Origin of the sequence: Chromobacterium haemolyticum, from assembly GCF_002081825.1 — a bacterium.
GTDB lineage: Bacteria > Pseudomonadota > Gammaproteobacteria > Burkholderiales > Chromobacteriaceae > Chromobacterium > Chromobacterium fluminis.
Window position 1 is genome coordinate 159,761 of the sequence record NZ_MUKU01000001.1, and the last position, 17,162, is coordinate 176,922.

22 protein-coding genes are annotated in these 17,162 nt (G+C 62.7%); 5 read left to right on the forward strand and 17 right to left on the reverse strand.

The annotated features are described in order from the left end of the window. Window positions 1-40 precede the first annotated feature (40 nt). Window positions 41-376 (reverse strand): DUF2322 family protein, encoded by a 336-nt coding sequence (locus B0T39_RS00770; RefSeq protein WP_081544361.1) that lies wholly within the window; start codon window positions 374-376, stop codon window positions 41-43. 468 nt (window positions 377-844) lie between these two features. Further along, the gene (locus B0T39_RS00775; RefSeq protein WP_081544448.1) at window positions 845-1,396 is read right to left on the reverse strand and encodes a hydrolase; all 552 of its coding nucleotides are present in this window, start codon (window positions 1,394-1,396) and stop codon (window positions 845-847) included. A gap of 161 nt (window positions 1,397-1,557) precedes the next feature. Between B0T39_RS00775 and B0T39_RS00780 the strand changes: the two genes are divergently transcribed. After that, the gene (locus tag B0T39_RS00780; protein ID WP_081544362.1) at window positions 1,558-2,061 is read left to right on the forward strand and encodes a GNAT family N-acetyltransferase; all 504 of its coding nucleotides are present in this window, start codon (window positions 1,558-1,560) and stop codon (window positions 2,059-2,061) included. A 43-nt stretch (window positions 2,062-2,104) separates the two neighbouring features. Here B0T39_RS00780 and B0T39_RS25445 read toward each other — a convergent pair whose 3' ends face one another. The 4 genes from B0T39_RS25445 to B0T39_RS25455 form a co-directional block, all read right to left on the reverse strand. Then, a complete protein-coding gene (locus B0T39_RS25445) occupies window positions 2,105-2,272 on the reverse strand; it encodes a hypothetical protein (RefSeq protein ID WP_176219449.1) in 168 nt (55 codons plus the stop codon). A gap of 243 nt (window positions 2,273-2,515) precedes the next feature. Next, on the reverse strand, window positions 2,516-2,701 hold the full coding sequence (locus tag B0T39_RS00785; protein WP_081544363.1) for a hypothetical protein: 186 nt from the start codon (window positions 2,699-2,701) through the stop codon (window positions 2,516-2,518). A 153-nt stretch (window positions 2,702-2,854) separates the two neighbouring features. After that, window positions 2,855-3,025, reverse strand: a complete 171-nt coding sequence (locus tag B0T39_RS25450) for a hypothetical protein (protein WP_176219450.1) — start codon at window positions 3,023-3,025, stop codon at window positions 2,855-2,857. A 32-nt stretch (window positions 3,026-3,057) separates the two neighbouring features. Then, window positions 3,058-3,225, reverse strand: a complete 168-nt coding sequence (locus B0T39_RS25455) for a hypothetical protein (RefSeq protein WP_166450640.1) — start codon at window positions 3,223-3,225, stop codon at window positions 3,058-3,060. A 194-nt stretch (window positions 3,226-3,419) separates the two neighbouring features. On the opposite strand from B0T39_RS25455, the gene B0T39_RS00790 reads away from it, so the two are divergent. Continuing rightward, a complete protein-coding gene (locus B0T39_RS00790; RefSeq protein ID WP_039754100.1) occupies window positions 3,420-4,319 on the forward strand; it encodes a LysR family transcriptional regulator in 900 nt (299 codons plus the stop codon). Between the two features lie 98 nt (window positions 4,320-4,417). Here B0T39_RS00790 and B0T39_RS00795 read toward each other — a convergent pair whose 3' ends face one another. The 11 genes from B0T39_RS00795 to purM form a co-directional block, all read right to left on the reverse strand. Then, on the reverse strand, window positions 4,418-5,662 hold the full coding sequence (locus B0T39_RS00795) for a uracil-xanthine permease family protein (RefSeq protein WP_081544364.1): 1,245 nt from the start codon (window positions 5,660-5,662) through the stop codon (window positions 4,418-4,420). A 4-nt stretch (window positions 5,663-5,666) separates the two neighbouring features. After that, window positions 5,667-6,179 (reverse strand): GNAT family N-acetyltransferase, encoded by a 513-nt coding sequence (locus tag B0T39_RS00800; RefSeq protein ID WP_081544365.1) that lies wholly within the window; start codon window positions 6,177-6,179, stop codon window positions 5,667-5,669. A 73-nt stretch (window positions 6,180-6,252) separates the two neighbouring features. Then, entirely contained in the window at window positions 6,253-6,885 is a 633-nt protein-coding gene (gene upp / locus B0T39_RS00805; RefSeq protein ID WP_019100726.1) for a uracil phosphoribosyltransferase, read from the reverse strand. A gap of 139 nt (window positions 6,886-7,024) precedes the next feature. Continuing rightward, window positions 7,025-7,837, reverse strand: a complete 813-nt coding sequence (locus B0T39_RS00810; protein ID WP_081544366.1) for an EAL domain-containing protein — start codon at window positions 7,835-7,837, stop codon at window positions 7,025-7,027. Between the two features lie 124 nt (window positions 7,838-7,961). After that, window positions 7,962-8,273 carry a Grx4 family monothiol glutaredoxin gene (gene grxD / locus B0T39_RS00815; RefSeq protein ID WP_043592002.1) on the reverse strand — a complete coding sequence of 104 codons (312 nt, stop codon included), beginning with the start codon at window positions 8,271-8,273 and terminating at the stop codon, window positions 7,962-7,964. 82 nt (window positions 8,274-8,355) lie between these two features. Then, window positions 8,356-9,738 (reverse strand): chloride channel protein, encoded by a 1,383-nt coding sequence (locus B0T39_RS00820; RefSeq protein WP_081544367.1) that lies wholly within the window; start codon window positions 9,736-9,738, stop codon window positions 8,356-8,358. A gap of 111 nt (window positions 9,739-9,849) precedes the next feature. Continuing rightward, window positions 9,850-11,100: an RsmB/NOP family class I SAM-dependent RNA methyltransferase gene (locus tag B0T39_RS00825; protein WP_439896873.1), complete on the reverse strand. Its 1,251-nt coding sequence runs from the start codon at window positions 11,098-11,100 to the stop codon at window positions 9,850-9,852. Next, on the reverse strand, window positions 11,096-12,256 hold the full coding sequence (locus tag B0T39_RS00830) for a DUF3108 domain-containing protein (RefSeq protein WP_081544369.1): 1,161 nt from the start codon (window positions 12,254-12,256) through the stop codon (window positions 11,096-11,098). Before B0T39_RS00830 ends, B0T39_RS00825 begins: the two co-directional genes overlap by 5 nt. Before the next feature lie 4 nt (window positions 12,257-12,260). Further along, window positions 12,261-12,890 carry a phosphoribosylglycinamide formyltransferase gene (gene purN, locus B0T39_RS00835; protein ID WP_081544370.1) on the reverse strand — a complete coding sequence of 210 codons (630 nt, stop codon included), beginning with the start codon at window positions 12,888-12,890 and terminating at the stop codon, window positions 12,261-12,263. Next, entirely contained in the window at window positions 12,887-13,114 is a 228-nt protein-coding gene (locus B0T39_RS00840) for a hypothetical protein (RefSeq protein ID WP_141111022.1), read from the reverse strand. Before B0T39_RS00840 ends, purN begins: the two co-directional genes overlap by 4 nt. Next, window positions 13,083-14,120, reverse strand: a complete 1,038-nt coding sequence (gene purM / locus B0T39_RS00845) for a phosphoribosylformylglycinamidine cyclo-ligase (RefSeq protein WP_081544372.1) — start codon at window positions 14,118-14,120, stop codon at window positions 13,083-13,085. Before purM ends, B0T39_RS00840 begins: the two co-directional genes overlap by 32 nt. A gap of 85 nt (window positions 14,121-14,205) precedes the next feature. Here purM and B0T39_RS00850 point away from each other — a divergent pair, with 85 nt between their 5' ends. Genes B0T39_RS00850 through B0T39_RS00860 form a run of 3 tightly spaced genes read left to right on the forward strand, consistent with a single transcriptional unit; the run spans window position 14,206 to window position 16,671 of the window. Then, window positions 14,206-15,300: an AI-2E family transporter gene (locus tag B0T39_RS00850; protein WP_081544373.1), complete on the forward strand. Its 1,095-nt coding sequence runs from the start codon at window positions 14,206-14,208 to the stop codon at window positions 15,298-15,300. A 10-nt stretch (window positions 15,301-15,310) separates the two neighbouring features. After that, the gene (gene hda / locus B0T39_RS00855; protein ID WP_043591991.1) at window positions 15,311-15,985 is read left to right on the forward strand and encodes a DnaA regulatory inactivator Hda; all 675 of its coding nucleotides are present in this window, start codon (window positions 15,311-15,313) and stop codon (window positions 15,983-15,985) included. Next, window positions 15,982-16,671, forward strand: a complete 690-nt coding sequence (locus tag B0T39_RS00860) for an HAD family hydrolase (RefSeq protein ID WP_081544374.1) — start codon at window positions 15,982-15,984, stop codon at window positions 16,669-16,671. The genes hda and B0T39_RS00860 overlap by 4 nt, the downstream gene beginning before the upstream one ends. Window positions 16,672-17,162: the final 491 nt, after the last annotated feature.

The window sequence follows — 17,162 nt, forward strand, 5'->3', positions numbered from 1 at the left end:
CTCATTCGAGCGGGCTTTTTGTTTGGGCGCGCGCGGCGTTTCAGTCGTCCTCATTCAGCACCAGGCGCGCGCGCAGGCCGGGGGCATCGGCCTCGGCGATGGACAGCAGGCGGTCGATATTAGGATGCTTGCCCGGATTGGCGCGGGCGTCTGGCGTGTGTTCGGCGTAAAGCGCCAGCCCTTCGCGCGCGGCCTTGCGGTCAATGTGGCCGTGATTCTTGATCAGGGCGTGGTAAACGCGCACCGAACCGGCGGTGCCGGGCTGATTGTCCAGCCGGCCGACCGGCTCGCCGCTGGCGTCCAGCAGGACGATGGCGCGGATGTCGTCGACAGCGGGCAGGGTGTTGAGAATGTCCTTGAAAACGCTTGCTTGCATGATGTGGTTTCCTATTGTCGTTATCGTGGCGGGCTGCCGCGGCTGCCCGTTGAGTGGCGGGGTGTTGCGTATGGACCGTGGAGCAGATCAGAGCCGGATGCAAAACCGCTGAGTGTAGCCGGATGTTAGGCGTCGGGGAGACTGAGAAAGTTCAGGCGGTCGCCGTGCGCCGCACATTTTTGGTGCGTCCTAGTGGGCTGTCTGCCTTGATTTGGTGCAATTTATGCCGCCAGCTCTTCATTACACCATGCTTTGGATGATTTTGTGTTGCAAATTTGTTAATGAATCAAAGGCTTGGCCTATGATTGTTAACTTGGCACGGCAATTGCTAAATATAAAGCGATCTGGTGACGCCAGGGCATGGCCCGGCGTCTCGCGCCAGTCTCCAAAGGGGATAAGAGAGCGGCACAGCCGCCTTGGATCGGGGTCGATCGGCGAAGCCGACGGCCCCGTTTCATTTTTAGCGCGTCACGGCTGCTCGCCCACCAGGTAACGCTGGCTCATCCGCTTGAAGTGCTCTCCGCCGGCCTGGCGCAGGCATTCGAACAACACCATTTCCTTGCTGACGATAACGGCGCCGGCGTCGCGCATCCGCTGCAAACCCAACTCGATGTCGGACACCTTGCGGCTGGATACCGCGTCCGCCACCACGAAGACCTGTTTATCCCGTTCCAGCAGCTCCAACACGGTTTGCAGCACGCAAACATGAGCCTCCATGCCGCAGACGATGATTTGCGGCCGGGTCAGAACCGTCTCCGGCAGACAGCTCGCCGCAACGCAGGAGAAGTGGGTTTTCTCTACCACATGCGGGTCCGGCGCTTGGGCGAGCAGTTCCGGCAGAGTGTGCCCCAGGCCGCGGGGGTATTGCTCGGAAAACACTACCGGCAGGCCGTGATCGGCGGCCACGCCGATCAGCCAGCGACAGCGCGCCGCCATGCCGGTCGCGTCCACTACCGCCGGCGCCAGCTTTTCCTGGATGTCCACCACCAGCAGGCTGGCCTGTTCCTTGTGCATCAGCATCCTATGCTCCTTTTGTTTATTGGGCTTGGTCGCGGTGTTCAGGATACCGCTTTTGGCCCGGCCATGCGCCATCACGGAATCTGATTGTCATTGTTCTTGCTGTTGCGAGCTTCTCCCGGTCATGATGGGGATTTTTGAATTGCAATCTTCGGGGGAATGTTATGCACGATTTGCTGATCAGGAAGGTTGAGCCGGAGGATGCGCCGGCCTTGGCGGCGATGATGGTGTTGGAGGAGGTGGTGGCCAATACTTTGCAACTGCCTTACCAATCGGTTGACGACTGGCGGCGGAAGCTGGCGCAAGCGCCAGCATACGTGCATTCCCTGGTGGCCTGTAACGCCGAAGGCCGGGTCGTCGGCAATGCAGGCCTGATCTGCGATGAGCGCCCGCGCATTCGGCACGCGGCCAGCCTGTTCATCGTGGTGCAACCGGAATGGCATGGTCGCGGCGTGGGATCGGCCTTGCTGCGGGCGGTGCTGGAGCTGGCCGACAACTGGCTGGGGCTGCTGCGGGTGGAACTGGCGGTAGTGCACGACAATGAGCCGGCTATCGCGCTGTACCGCAAGTTCGGCTTCGAGCTGGAGGGGCGCAGACGCAAGGAGCAACTGCGCGCAGGACGCTATGAGGACACGCTGATCATGGCGCGGCTGCGTCGGCTGGAATGACAAAGCGCCTGCGTAAGCAGGCGCTGGCCTAGTATTGCGAGGTCTACTTGCCGGAGGCGTCTTGCGTCTGCGGCGCTTGCTGCTGCTGTCCTTGCAATTGCGCGTCCATGCGCGCGCGCATTTCCCACATATTGGATAATCCTTCGCCCGCCATGGCGGCGCTGGATAGCAGGACCAGGGACAGGGTGGTCAGTACGGTTTTCTTCAGCATGATGTTTCCTTTCATGGCAAATCGACCGGTCGACCGGCTCGGCGCAGGGCGTCGACGGAGGTCGGCTGCGGGCCCGGCGAAGCCTGTCGCTGTTTTGGCGGCCTGCATCGCCATTGAATTCTAGTGAATGCCGGGACTTTGTCCGGCTATGGCGGCGATCAATTTGCAAACGAGTGTGAATCGTATTTCGCGGGTGTTTGGCCTCCCGTCGCGGAGCGCGGACGGGAGGGAGCGGCTTGCCTCTTAGCTGGCGGATTGCTTGGCTTGGGCGCCGGCCGTTGCGGTTTGTTGCGAGGCGGCTTGCTTGGCTGCGATCTGGGCATCCATGCGCTCGCGCATTTCGCGGGCGTTGTTGGCGCCTTCGCCGCCGGCCATGGCGGCGCCGGACAAGATGATCAGGGACAGCGCGGTGAGGATGGTCTTCTTCATGGTGGTTTCCTTTCATTGCGATCTTGCCGCGGCCGGGCGGTTTGCGTCCGGCGTACAGGGCTTGAGTCGACATTCTATGGCGGACTTTGCCGCAGTGCGGTAAACGATTGTTAGCGTGTGCTAATGAACTTTGATCGCGTTTACAAAGCCGGATTAGCAGCCTGCCTGGCTGGTTTGGGACGGCGCCGGCGCTTGCTTGGCGGCGATCTGGGCTTGCATGCGTTCGCGCATTTCGCGGGCATTGCTGGCGCCTTCGCCGCCGGCCATGGTGGCGCCGGATAGAACGATCAGAGACAGGGCGGCGATAAGGCTGTGTTTCAACATGGGGAATTCCTTGTAAAGTGTGGGATGCGCGCTTATTTGGCTTGCTGAGCCTGGGCCGGAGTTTGCGCCTGCTTGGCGGCGATCTGGGTTTGCATGCGCTCGCGCATCTCACGGGCGTTGCTGGCGCCTTCGCCGCCGGCTGTGGCAGCGCCGGACAGAACGATCAGAGACAGGGCGGCGATAACGGTTTGCTTCAACATGGTCAAAATCCTTGTGCGATTAAGTGGCTTGGCGGCGGCCGGGATGTTCAAAATGCTAGAATCGATTCAGCGCTCTGCTAAGGAGTCGCTTAGCCTGCTCTGGCGGGCTTCGCGACTTGGTGACTGAATATTAAGGATGTTTTTTGGCCGCAGATAGCGGAATGATTTGCACTGAACCATCAGTAAATTTGAATATGAAACTATCACTCGACGCTTTGCTGGTGCTGGACGCCATCGACAACCACGGCAGTTTCGCCGCCGCCGCGGACGCTTTGTTCCGGGTGCCGTCCGCGGTGACTTACACCGTGCAGAAGCTGGAACAGAGCTTGGGCGTGCAGATATACGATCGCAGCGGCCACCGCGCCCGCTTGACGCCAGCCGGCGAGCGTCTGCTCAAGGACGGCAGGCATCTGCTGGACGCGGCGCGTCAGCTGGAGCTGAGGGTCAGCAAGCAAGCCCAGGGCTGGGAGCATCAGTTGCGCATCGTAATCGGGGATTTGGTGGACTTTGGCCAGGTGATCCCTTTGATCGCGGAATTCGATCAACTGGCCTCGGCCACGCGACTGATTTTCCGCAGCGAGATTTTCGGCGGCACTTGGGACGCCTTGTACGACGACCGCGCCGATCTGGTGATAGGCGCGCCTAATATGCCGCCGCCCGGCGACTATTTCACCCGCACCATAGGCAGTTACGATTTTGTGCTGGTGGTGGCCGCGGGTCATCCGCTGGCGGCGGAAGACAAGCCGCTGCCGCCGCATGTGCTGCGCCAGCACCGCGCGGTGGCGATAGGCGACACTTCACGGCGTTTGCAGCCGCGCACCGGAGGTTTGCTGGACGGTCAGGACGTGTTGACCGTACACAGCAGCCTCGCCAAGCTGGACGTGATCCTGGCTGGCCTGGGCAGCGGCTATCTGCCGCGCTCCATGGTGGGGCCTTATCTGGCCAGCGGAGACCTGGTGGCCAAGGAGGTCGCCGAGGACAGCCCGGACCACCAGATGTGCTTTGCCTGGAAGCAGGCGCAGCCTGGCAAGGCTTTGCAGTGGTTCATTCAGCGTTTGGAACAGGCGGTGGAAGCGGGCGAGCTCCGGCCGTGAAAAAGCCGGCGTCCGCGAGGAGGCCGGCTGGTCATGGGGAGTCGTGAATAGGGCTTCAACGCCGCATCGCCGGCGCGCAGCAGACTATGAAGAGGTTCTTACACGTCCTGACCTTCGACGATGCCGTCGTGGCTGGCGGCTTGTTTGGGCAATAACAGGTTCAGCACGATGGCCAGCAGCGAGCAAAGGCCAACGCCGGCTAGTTCGAAATCGCCCAGCTTCAGGCTGAGGCCGCCGATGCCGGAGGTGAGCACCACCGAGATGATTACCAGATTACGCGGCTCCATCAGGTCCACCTTGGCTTCGATCAGGGTTTTCAGGCCGATGGAGGCGATGGTGCCGAACAAGAGCACCATGATGCCGCCCATCACCGGCAGCGGGATGGACTGCAATAGCGCGTTGAACTTGCCGAAGAAGGCCATGGCGATGGCGAGCAGCGCGGCCCAGGTCATGGTGACCGGGTTGAAGTTGCGGGTGATCATCACCGCGCCGGTGACTTCGGCGTAAGTGGTCACCGGCGGACCGCCGATCAGGCCGGCGACGCAGACGCCCAGGCCGTCGCCGGAAAGGGTGCGGTGCAGACCGGGCGATTTGGTGTAGTCCTTGCCGGTGACGCCGCCTATCGCCATCACGCCGCCGATATGTTCAATGGCCGGGGCGATGGCCACCGGCAGCATGAACAGCGCGGCCGCCCAATTGACTTCCGGGCTGTGGAAGGCCGGCATCGCGAACCAAGGCGCGGCGGCCAGCTTGGCGAAATCCACCACGCCGAACAGCGCGGCGGCGATATAGCCGACGATGACGCCAGCCAGAATGGGCACCAGTTTGAACAGGCCGCGCGCGAAGATGGACACGATGACGGTGGTGGCCAGGGAGATTGTCGCCAGCAGCATGGACACCGCGTAAGGCGTGACCTGCTTGCCGCCAGCGAGGCCCATCGCCATGCCGGAGGCCGCGGAGGCCACCGACAGGCCGATGATCATGATCACCGGGCCGATCACCACCGGCGGCAGCAGCCGGTTGACGAAGGCCATGCCGCGCCAGCGGACGACGGCGGAAAACAGAAAGTACATGAAGCCGGCGCAGAACAGGCCGAACTGCGTCGCGCCCTGGCCCCAGGTGTGCATCGAATAGATGATGGGGCCGATGAAGGCGAAGGAGGAGCCGAGGAAGATCGGCACCTGGCGCCCGGTGAAGAGCTGGAACAGCAGGGTGCCGATGCCGGCTCCCAGCAGCGCCATCGCCGGATTAAGGCCGGTCAGCAGCGGCACCAGCACCAGCGCGCCGAAGGCGACGAACAGGATCTGGGCGCCGGACACGGCCAGCTTGAGTTGTTGAAACATGGTTTTAACCTTTGTGCTCGTCTTGGTCTGAATGGGGGGCGGGGGCCAGGTCCAGCCGCTTGCCCAGAATGCGCGACTGCGGCTCCAGGCCGCGACGCAGGTAGAAATTCAGCGCGGCCTGATTGAAGTCCTTCACCTCTAGCCGTATCTCGTCGGCCGAATGTCTCCGCGCCCAGTCTTCGGCCGCGTTCAGCAAGGCCGAGCCGTGGCCTTGCCCACGCCACTCCGCCGTGACCACGAGTGTGGCGACACGGCAAATGCGTCGAGGCAGCAGGAAGGGGAGGGTGAGGTCCAGCAGGGTCAAGGCGACGAAGGCGGTGACCTCGCCATCGGTCTCCGCTAGTAGCAGCGCGGCGTTGGGTGTGTTCAGCTGACCGGCCCAGAACGCGCTGTCCCGGTCTGCGGCGCCGTTGTCGGCGAAAGTGTGCGGCAACGCCAGATGGTGCTGCAGATTGATTTCGTCGGCAAGGCGGCAGATGGCGGGCAAGTCGCTGGCGGCCGCGGGGCGTATTGTCATGGCTGAGACCGGATGAGGCGCGCAAAAAAACGCCGCGTCCGGAACGGGGCAGCGGCGCTGGAATGGCTCATGATCAGGCTTGCTTGGTGCCGAAGATCTTGTCGCCGGCGTCGCCCAGGCCGGGAATGATGTAGCCGTGCTCGTTCAGGTGGCTGTCGAGGGAAGCGGCGTAGATCTGCACGTCCGGATGGGCGTCGTTGACGATCTTCACGCCTTCGGGCGCGGCCACCATCACCACGGCCTTGATCTGTTTGCAGCCGTTGCGCTTGAGCAGGTCTATGGTGGCGACCAGCGAGCCGCCGGTGGCCAGCATCGGATCGATGATGATGGCGATGCGTTCGTCCAGATTGCCGACGAACTTCTCGAAATAAGACACCGGCTCCAGTGTTTCCTCGTTGCGGGCCAGTCCAACCACGCTGATCTTGGCGGAAGGCACCAGGTCGAGCACGCCGTCCAGCATGCCGATGCCGGCGCGCAGGATGGGCACCACGGTAACTTTCTTGCCTTTGATTTGCTGGACGTCGATCTTGCCGCACCAGCCGTCTATGGTGACGCTTTCCAGTTCGAAGTCGCGGGTGGCTTCATAGGCGAGCAGGCGCGCCAGCTCTTGGGTCAACTGGCGGAATTTCATGGTGCTGGTGTCGGCTTCGCGCAGCAGGCCGAGTTTGTGTTGCACCAGCGGATGCTGGACGACGGTGATGTTCATGAGACGTTCCCATACCTTGGCAAAAAGCTGCTTTCGGCGCGGGCGCGCCAAAAGCAGCTCTTGGTATTAATTATATGAAGCCGACAGCCTTGGAAGGTCTTGGGCTGCCGGTGCGGGGTATTTGGTATGGGGCCGTATTTTACCCCTTTTCCCATTCCGAAATCCACTGCAAGAATTCGGCGGCGGCCCGCGGCGGGCTGCAGATATAGCCCTGTACCGCGTCGCAGCCTAGTTCGGCCAGCGTGGCCAGGTCGGCGGTGTCCTCCACGCCGATGGCCACCGTGGTGAGCCCGGACGCTTTGGCCAGGCTTATGTCTTCGCGCAGGATGGCTTGCAGATGCTGGTTGGAGCTGACGCCTTGGACGAAGGCGCGATCCACTTTCAACAGACTGAAATGGCTGATCAGCAGTTTATCGGTCAGGGTGACGCCGATGCCGAATTCGTCGATGCCGATGCCGAAGCCGGCGGTGCGCAACTGGGACAGCTGCGCGTCTGCTTTCTGCCAGTGCTGTCGCAACGTGGATTCGGAGAACTCCAAGGTCAGCTTGGCTGGCTCCAGGCCCAGAATGCGCACTTTCTGCAGCAGTTGCTCGCACAGGTTGTCGTCGTCCAGCGACATCGAGGTCAGGTTGATGGTGACCGGAATGTCATGGCCGCGTTCCTGCCAATCGCTGCAGGCGTACAGCGATTTTTCCAGGATCAGCTCGGTCAGTTCGCGGATCATGCCGCGCTCTTCCATCGCCGGCACGAAGCTGACCGGCGACAACACGCCAAGCGCCGGATGCTGCCAGCGCGCCAGCGCCTCGGCGGCGATCACCTTCCGGCTGGAGATTTCGACTATCGGTTGGAACCAGGGGATGAGCTGATCGTTGACCAGCGCGCGCCAGATCTCTTCGATGGGCATGGCGCTGGCGGGGCTGAGGACGGCTTTGGTTTCCTGATGTGTCGGCATGGGGCGGTTTGGATTGGGCAAGCGGATGTCACCCTGATTGTATGACATGGCGGGTGTTTTCGAAACGGTAAATTCCGCTGCAAAAACAAAGGTCCCGGCCATGGCCGGGACCTGGGAGAGGTGCTTACAGGTCTTTCAGCAGCTCTTGCAATTCACCGTTCTGGAACATTTCATACATGATGTCGGAGCCGCCGATGAATTCGCCTTTGACATACAGTTGCGGAATGGTGGGCCAGTTGGAGAAATCCTTGATGCCCTGGCGGATGTCGGCGTCCTGAAGCACGTCTACGGTCGCGAACTGTTCTAGGCCACAGGCTTTGAGAATTTGCACCGCGCGGGAGGAAAAGCCGCATTGCGGGAATTGGGCCGAGCCCTTCATGAACAGCACCACCGGGTTGTCGGTCACGGTTTGCTGGATGGTTTGTTGCGCGCTCATTCAGTGGTCCTTGCTTGGATCGTCAATGTGGCTGCGGGCGCCGCTTGCGCGGAGAAATACCCGAGCGTTTCAATAGGTTATTTTACTTTTCGGCCGCCCGCGGGTCAATTTGCTTCGCAGCGGACGCGGCCTGGCCCGCGTGCCATTGCCGCAGGAAGATGTGCACCTGTCCGTCGTACAGCGCGCGGCGGGTGATCAGCCGCGATACATTGGACGCCAGCAGGGCGGTGGCCATCAACGGGATGATCATGGCGGAGGAGTCCGTCATTTCCATCACGATGATGAAGCCGGTCATCGGCGCGCGGGTCATGCCGGCGAAGAAGCCCACCATGCCCAAGAGCACGATCAAGGTTTGCGGCAGGAAGGGCAGCAGATTGGCCATGTTCAAGCCAAAGCCGGCGCCTACCGCCAGCGATGGGGCGAACATGCCGCCGGGCACCGCGCTGATAAAGCTGATGAACATGCTGAGCAGCTTGAGCAGGCCGTAGCCCTGCATGCCGGCGCCGCTGCCCTCGATGATTTCGCGGGCGCGAAAATACCCGGTGCCGAAGGTGATGCCGTCGCTGGCGATGCCGATCACCGCCAAGGCCAGGCCGCAGCCGGCGGCGAACAGCACCGGTTTTTTCAGGCGCCAGTCGTGCAGCGGGCCGGGCAAGCGCAAGGTCAGCGCCAGCATGATGCGGCAGCAGACGCCGCCGAGCAGGCCGCCGATGATGCCGCAGACCGGGATGGCGAGCCAGGACTGCTCCAGCTCCATATTCACCGACACCATGCCGAAATAGCTGTAATTGCCGAGGATGGCGGTGGCGGTGAGACCGGACACGATCACCGAGAGCAAAATGGTGGAACTGGCGCGCAAGTCGAAGGTGCGGCCCATTTCCTCTATGGCGAACACGATGCCGGCCAGCGGCGCGTTGAAGGCGGCGGCCACGCCGGCGGCGCCGCCGGCCAGAATGAAGCTGCGCGCCGCGCCTTCATGACGCAGCGCCGCGTGGCGGTTCAACGAATATTTGATGGCCGCGCCCACCTGCACGATGGGGCCTTCGTAGCCGAAAGTGGCGCCGGAGCTGATACCGATCAGGGTCAGCAGCATTTTGCCGATCGCGGCGCGTATGGTCAGAATGCGTTCGCGCAGCGCCTGCATGCCGCCTTCCAGCGCGGCGATGGATTGCGGGATGCCGCCGCCGGCGGAGCCGGGAAAGTAATGTCGCATCAGCCAGATGGCCAGCGCCAGGCCGGCCGGAGTGATCAGCAGGCTCCAGTAAGGCGAATTGTCGTAGATGCGGGTGAAGATGGCGTGCGACAGATGGCTGCCGTTGGCGAAAACGCTGGCCATCAGGCCAATCAGAATGGCGGCGGTCCAGATCGGGATGTGGCGGCGCCACAGGACTGCGGACAAGTAGAGGTAGCGCAGGCGGCGCTGGACGCGGCTGCGGACTTGTCTGGCAGTGGGGGAGTCTGGCATGGAGCCGGCCTTTGCGGATGAATATGTGAGTTTTTTCTAATATTCAATGGTAAGGCGTATTGAGTTGAAAGACAAACCCCGGGCGCATCAGCGGCCGGGGTTGAGGCATGCTCAGGCGTTTTTTTCCAGTACGGCGGCGAAGAAACCGTCGGTATTGTGCAACTGCGGTTTCAGTTCCAGGTAGTCGCCCATTTGTAGCGGGATCTTCTGTTCCGCCAACACCTCGTCCATTTTCACCAGTTTGAAATCGGGGTGGTCCGCCAGGAAGGCGGCGACGATGTCTTGGTTTTCTTGCGGCAGCAAGCTGCAGGTGGCGTAGACCAAGCGGCCGCCGGCGCGGACCAGGCGGGAGGCGGAAGCCAGGATGGAGGCCTGCTTGGCGTTCAGTTCGGCCACGCTGTCCGGGCTTTGGCGGAATTTCAGGTCCGGATTGCGGCGCAGGGTGCCCAGGCCGGAGCAAGGCGCGTCCACCAGCACGCGGTCGGCCTTGCCCGCCAGGCGTTTGACCTTGGTGTCGTTTTCCGAGGCCAGCAATTGCGGGTGGACATTGGACAGGCCGGAACGCGCTTGGCGCGGTTTGAGCTTGGCCAGCCGTTTTTCCGAAACGTCGAAGGCGTACAAGCGGCCGCTGGAGGCCATCTGCGCGCCCAGCAGCAGGGTCTTGCCGCCGGCGCCGGCGCAGAAGTCGACGACCATTTCCCCGCGACGCGCGCCGGTGATCAGGCCCAGCAGCTGGCTGCCTTCATCCTGCACCTCGAACACGCCGGTTTTGAACAGCTCGTGTTTGGCCAGCGAAGGCTTGGTTTTCAGACGAATGCCCAAGGGCGAGTAGGGCGTGGCCTCGCATTCGAGGCCGTCGGCCTGCAAACGGCCCAGCAATTCGTCGCGCTTCATCTTCATGGTGTTGACGCGCAGGTCCAGCGGCGCGCTTTCCGCCAGGCCCTTGCCCAGCGCGATCACTTGTTCCGGCGTTTGCTCGCCCAGGCGCTCAATCACCCATTGCGGCAGCTCGGCGTCCGTTTCCAGGCTGGCCGGCAGGACTTTGCCCTTGATCTGGCCCAGCCATTCCTTTTCGCCGGCGCTGGCGGCCTCGCCCAGCTCCTTGACGTTGAGCTTGTGGATTTTCAGCAGGGCCACCAGGGCTAGCCGGCGAGGGGTGGCCTTGTCCGGCGAGATCAGCGCGCGCAATTGCAGCAGGCGGCGCAGCGCGCCGAAAGCGGTTTCCGCGATGATGTGGCGGTCATTGGCGCCCAGCTTGCTGTGCTCGCGGAAATAAGCCGACAGCACCGCGTCGGCCGGACGGTCGAAGCGGATCATCTGGCCGATGACGGTTTCGATATGTTTCAGTTGATGGTGATTAATAGTCATTCTTGTGTTTTCTCGTGGGTTGCGGCGGCAGCTTCCATTGCGGCGCGCCGTTCACGTCGATGCGGACGGCCCTGAGGTCGATCCGTTTATCCTTGTCGATGCGCTGGATGCGCACCGGCAGATTGGAGAATTCCGGCGCCAGCCAGAATTCATTAATGTCGCCGTCGCCCTGGGCGCGGAACACGATAACCCGGATCTTGCCGGCGCCGGTGTCGTAATCGGCCTCGCCGCTGGGGCGCATCGGGTATTCGTACACTTTCTTGCCGGTGGTGATCTGGATGGCCTCGGGTCCCAGTTCGCCGCCTTTCAGCCCCAGCTGGAAAGCCAGGCTGAACACATCCTGAGCGCCGGGTTTCAGATCCAGCAGTTTGTCGCCTTGATCGCCGTAGCGCAGCTGACCCGCATTGTAGTCGAAATGCGCGGACTCTTTGGCTTGACCGCCGCGCCAGGCTTGCAAGCTGTCCGGCAGCAAGCCGGTCTTGCTCTTGAAACGGCCTTCGGAAAGGTAGCGCAGCTTGGGTCCGATAAAGGGGCTGGCGTTGATGTCCAGCCGGTAGCCGCCGTCCCCGCGGCTCCAGTCCAGCGTGCCGGTGCCCAGCATCGCCGAGCCGTAGAACACCTGGTAGCCCAGCGTGGCTTGACGGGGGAAGCCGCGCAGCTTGCTCTTGGGGTGGAGGTAGCCATCGTCGGCGGCGGCTTCGGCCGTTGGCGCGCTGGCCTCGTCCTTGTCGATATTATCGGTGAGCGGCGCCGATGAGGCGATTTTGCTTTCCGCGCTGGGCATGGAGGCGTCGGGTTTGGCCTCCGCCGCCGGCGCGCTGCCGGCGTTCTTGCTTGGCTGCGCCTGAGCGACGACCGGTTCCGACGCCGCCTGCGGCGCCGAGGCTTCCGCCTTCTTGGCGGCGGGCTTGGGCTTGGCCGACGCCGGTTTGGGCGCTGCCGGCCGCAATTGGGCCACGGCGCCTTGCTGCGCCGTTTTGGCCGCCGGTTCGTCGGCGTCCAGCGCCTGCATCCTGACGCTGATGTCGCGCAAATCCTGGTCCGGCGGCAGTTCCAAAGCCGCTTCCGGCAGCAGGCCGGAGCCCAGCACGCCAAGATGAATGGCGAGCGACAGGGCCAGGGCCAGCAGGATCAGGCGACGGCTTTTCATGGACTCAGGGCGCGGGCGCCATCAGGCTGCCGGCAACGGAGGCGCGGCTGGCGATCTTGCCGGAGACGATGTTCAGTTCGCCGGCGACAAAGCGGCGCACGGCGGCCGGGTAGAGCCGGTGTTCCAGTTGCAGCACGCGTTCGGCCAGCGTGTCGGCGTCGTCGCCGTCCAGCACTTCCACCACGCCCTGGGCGACGATGGGGCCGTGGTCCAGTTCGGCGGTGACGAAGTGCACGGTGCAGCCGGCTACCTTGCATCCCATTTCCAGCGCGCGCTGATGGGTGTTTAGGCCGGTGAAGGCCGGCAGCAAGGACGGGTGCACGTTCAGCATGCGGCCTTCGTAGCGGCGGGTGAAGCCGGCGCTGAGAATGCGCATGAAGCCGGCCAGCACCACGAGGTCCGGCTGGTGGCTGTCTATCAGCTGCGCCAGCGCGGCGTCGAAGTCTTCGCGGCTGGCGAAGGTTTTGTGGTCCAGCGCGGCGGTGGCGATGCCGCGCTCGGCCGCCCAGGCGAGGCCGGCGGCGTCCGGGCGATTGGAAATCACCGCGGCGATGCGCGCGCCGGCGATATTGGCGTCGACGATGGCCTGCATATTGGAGCCGCGGCCGGAAATCAGGATGACGATGTTCTTCATGTTGGAATCGACGGAGACGTCGCCAGATAGTGTTCCCAGTCGGCGGCATCGGTGATGCAGCGCAACTGCTGTTCGTGCCAGCTGCCGCCCTGGTCCAGGCAGCGGTCGAGATCGGCCAGGATGACGGCCTCGCGGTAAATGACAAACGCCGCCAGCAGGGCCAGCGGCGCCAGTTGCATCCAACGCAGCGCTTTAGGCGATCTGGGTTTGATGCTCGTCACCATCGCGGGCGCGCACCGCGCCGATTCGGTACACGGTCTCGCCTTCGCCCTGCAGCAGCGCGGCGGCCTGGTCGGCGTGCTCCGCCGCCACAATCACCACCATGCCGATGCCGCAGTTGAAAGTGCGGTACATTTCCTGGCTATCGACCTTGCCTTCCTGCTGCAGCCACTGGAACAACTTGGGCTGCGGCCAGGCGGCGGCGTCGATCTGAGCGACGACATGCTCCGGCAGCACGCGAGGGGTGTTCTCCGTAATGCCGCCGCCGGTGATGTGGGCCATGCCTTTGACCGGCAGCGCCTGCATCAGCTTGAGCAGAGGCTTCACATAGATGCGGGTGGGGGCGATGATGGCGTCGCGCAGGCTGCGTCCGTCCTCGAACGGCGCGTCCAGGTCCGGCTGGGCGCGGTCGATGATCTTGCGCACCAGCGAGTAGCCGTTGGAGTGCACGCCGTTGGATTTCAGGCCCAGCACCACGTCGCTCGGGGCGATGTCGCGGCCGCTGATCACGGCGCTCTTCTCCACCACGCCGACGGCGAAGCCCGCCAGATCGTATTCGCCGGTCGGGTACATGCCGGGCATTTCGGCGGTCTCGCCGCCGATCAGCGCGCAGCCGGCCTGTTCGCAGCCGGCGGCGATGCCTTTGATCACGTCGGTGGCTTGGGGCACATCCAATTTGCCGCAGGCGAAGTAGTCGAGGAAGAACAGCGGTTCCGCCCCTTGCACCAGGATATCGTTGACGCTCATTGCCACGAGGTCGATGCCCACGGTATCGTGACGATTCCAGTCAAAGGCCAGTTTCAGCTTGGTGCCGACGCCGTCGGTGCCGGAAACCAGCACCGGCTCCTTGTATTTCTTGGAAATCTCCACCAGTGCGCCGAAACCGCCGATGCCGCCGATGACCTCCGGGCGCATGGTGCGCTTGGCATATGGCTTAATGTTCTCGACCAGCGCGTCGCCGGCATCAATGTCGACGCCGGCATCACGGTAACTGAGGGAAGTGGTGTTCAAGGTAAACTCGCTTTCTGCAAACTTGAAGTATTTTTACATCAAGCTTTCGCCGACGCGAAAGCAGCACATTTTAACTGAAGTCGAGATGAAACGCTCCCAAAACCGTCTGATTCCCTGGGTCATCGGCGCAACAGCCTTGCTGTTCGCCGGCTGGCTGTTGCAGCAGTTGGCCGCCGCGTTGACGCCGTTCGCGGTGGCCGCGGTGCTGGCTTATGTGCTCAACCCGGCGATGCGCCGCCTGGCCGGAAAAGGCTTGCCGCGGCCATTGGCCGCCGGCCTGTTGACGCTGGCCGGCATGGCCGCCACCATTGCCCTGTTGCTGGTGGTGGCGCCCATGCTGTTCAAGCAGACTCAGGGCCTGATAGACCGCTTGCCTGTCTTGGCGGATTTCGCCCAGGGCCGGGTGCTGCCCTGGCTGCGCGCCGAGTTCGCCATCCATCTGGAGCTGGACGCCGCCGGCTGGAAGCGAGTGCTGGCCGCCAACGCCGGCGCCTTGAAGGGCGCGCTGTCGGCGGTGGCGCTGCGGGCGACCCAGAGCGGCTTCATGCTGGCGGGCCTGCTGTTCAATCTGTTGTTGTTGCCGGTGCTGCTGTTTTATTTCCTGCAGGATGGGCCGCGGATGGCCGCGACGCTGGCCACGCTGGTGCCGCGGCGCTGGGCGGGCGAGGTGGAGTCCCTGGCGGGGGAGCTGGACCGGGTGTTGGGCGAATTCCTGCGCGGCCAACTGTCGGTGATGCTGATCATGGCTTTGATCTTCGCGTCCAGCCTGGCCTTGCTGGGGCTGGAGTCCGGCATCGCCATCGGCGTGGTGGCCGGCTTGTTGGTGTTCATCCCCTACCTGGGCACTTTTCTCGGCTTCGCTCTGGCTGGACTGGCCGCCGCACTGCAGTTTGATTCCGCTGGCGAAGTGCTGCTGGTGCTGGGCGTGTTCGGCGCGGGCCAGTTGCTGGAAAGCTTTTTGATCACCCCTTGGCTGGTGGGCGAGCGCATCGGTCTGTCGCCGGTGGCGGTGATCTTTTCCTTGCTCGCTTTCGGCCAGTTGTTGGGCTTCGCCGGGCTGTTGCTGGCCTTGCCGATGGCGGCCGCCACCTTGGTGATATGCCGCTTTCTGGCGCGCGCGTATTTCAACACACGCTTTTATCAGCGTAAAATCAGAAATAGACATCAAAACCCAGTTTGATCGCCTTCACTTGGACCAGTTAATACTTGATTTGACGCCCACCCCCTTGCCGGCCTTCGATAATTTCCTGGCCGAACGCAACCGCGAGGTGATAACCGCGCTGACGGCCGAAGCCGGCGAGCGCTTTATCTATCTGTGGGGCGAGCCCGGCTGCGGCAAGACGCATTTGCTGCAGGCCTGGATCGCCCACGCCGAGCGGCTGGGGCGCGCCTCCATCTATCTGGACGGCAAGACCGAGCATCTGCCGGACTTTGCGCGCGAGGCCAGCTTCATTGCCGTCGATCACGTCGACGACCTGGCGCCGGACGACCAGATTACCCTGTTTTCCTTCTACAACTCCTTGAAAGAAAGCGGCGAGTCGCGGCTGTTGATGGCGGGCCGCCAGCCGCCGATGGCCCTGGCGGTGCGCGACGATCTGCGCACCAGGCTGGGCTGGGGCCTGGTGTTCGAGGTCAAGGCGCTGTCGGACGAAGACAAGCTGGCCGCGCTGCGCAGCCACGCCGCCAGCCGCCAGCTGTCGATCCCGGACGATGTCTACCGCTACCTGCTGACGCATTGGCGGCGCGACCTGTCCAGCCTGATCGGCATGATTGACATATTGGACCGCTATTCTTTGGCCATGAGGCGGCCGATCACCGTGCCGCTGGTGAAAAACGTTTTGCAAACCGCAAGCCCGGAACCATGACCGACACCACCGCATTGCGCAATCTGGCGCTGTTCGACCTCGACCACACCCTGATCGCAGGCGACTCCGACTTCGAATGGCCGCGCTTCCTGATTCAGCGCGGCATTCTGGAGCAAGCGCATTACGACGAGCGCAACAATTATTTCTACCGGCAGTATCAGCAGGGCACGCTGGACATCCACGAGTATCTGGCGTTCGCGCTGGAGCCCTTGAAGCGTTTCAGCCGCGCTGAGCTGGACGCCTTGCACGCCGACTATCTGGAGCGGCACATCAAGCCCATCATCACCCGCAAGGCGCGTGATTTGCTGGCCGCGCACGCGGCTCAGGGCGACGAGATCATCATCATTACCGCCACCAACCGCTTCATTACCGGGCCGATCGCCCGCGAGCTGGGCGTAGAGCATCTGATCGCCATCGAGCTGGAAGAGGAGGAGGATGGACGCTTTACCGGCCGCGTTAGCGGCGTGCCCAGTTTTCAGGAGGGCAAGATCACCCGTTTGCAGCAGTGGCTGGACGAGCGCGGCTTGAGCATGGACAGCTACGGCCAGAGCTTTTTCTATAGCGATTCGCACAACGATCTGCCCCTGCTGAAGCTGGTCGACCACCCGGTGGCGGTGGATCCAGACGATACCTTGCGTGCCCATGCGGAGCAGCAGGGCTGGCGTGTGATTTCGCTGCGCGATTGAGGCGCGGCAATTATCCACAGTGGTGGCTGAATAACCTTGTGGATAACAGTGTGGATTGCTTGCCGGGGCTTGGCTTTTGCTGGCGAAGGTTAAAAAAGCGGCAGTGCCCAATCACGGTCGCGAAATTGATAGATTTGCTTGAAAGCCTTGCCTGGCGGGGCTTTCGTCAAGTTGAGTTTCGAGCGTCGCCGACGAAATAAGGCGAGTATTCGAAAGCCTTTATAAAAGATGGGTTTAGGCGGCTTTGTTGACAACTCTGTGCAGTTTTCGTCGCTAAGAACGTGTTTACGATCTCGCGAGCTAAGGCGAGACAAGGCGAAAATGGCTGAGAAAGCGGAATGTATGCGTGGTACATGAGCATTTCGAAGCGGGTTTCAACGCTGTATCGCCGACGCGCAGCAGATCGTAAACAGGTTCTAAGCGTCTGTTTGCGGTTGCGGCGACGGCCGCATGCGGCGGCGCCGGTTGCTGAATCTGCATGGATGCCGCTA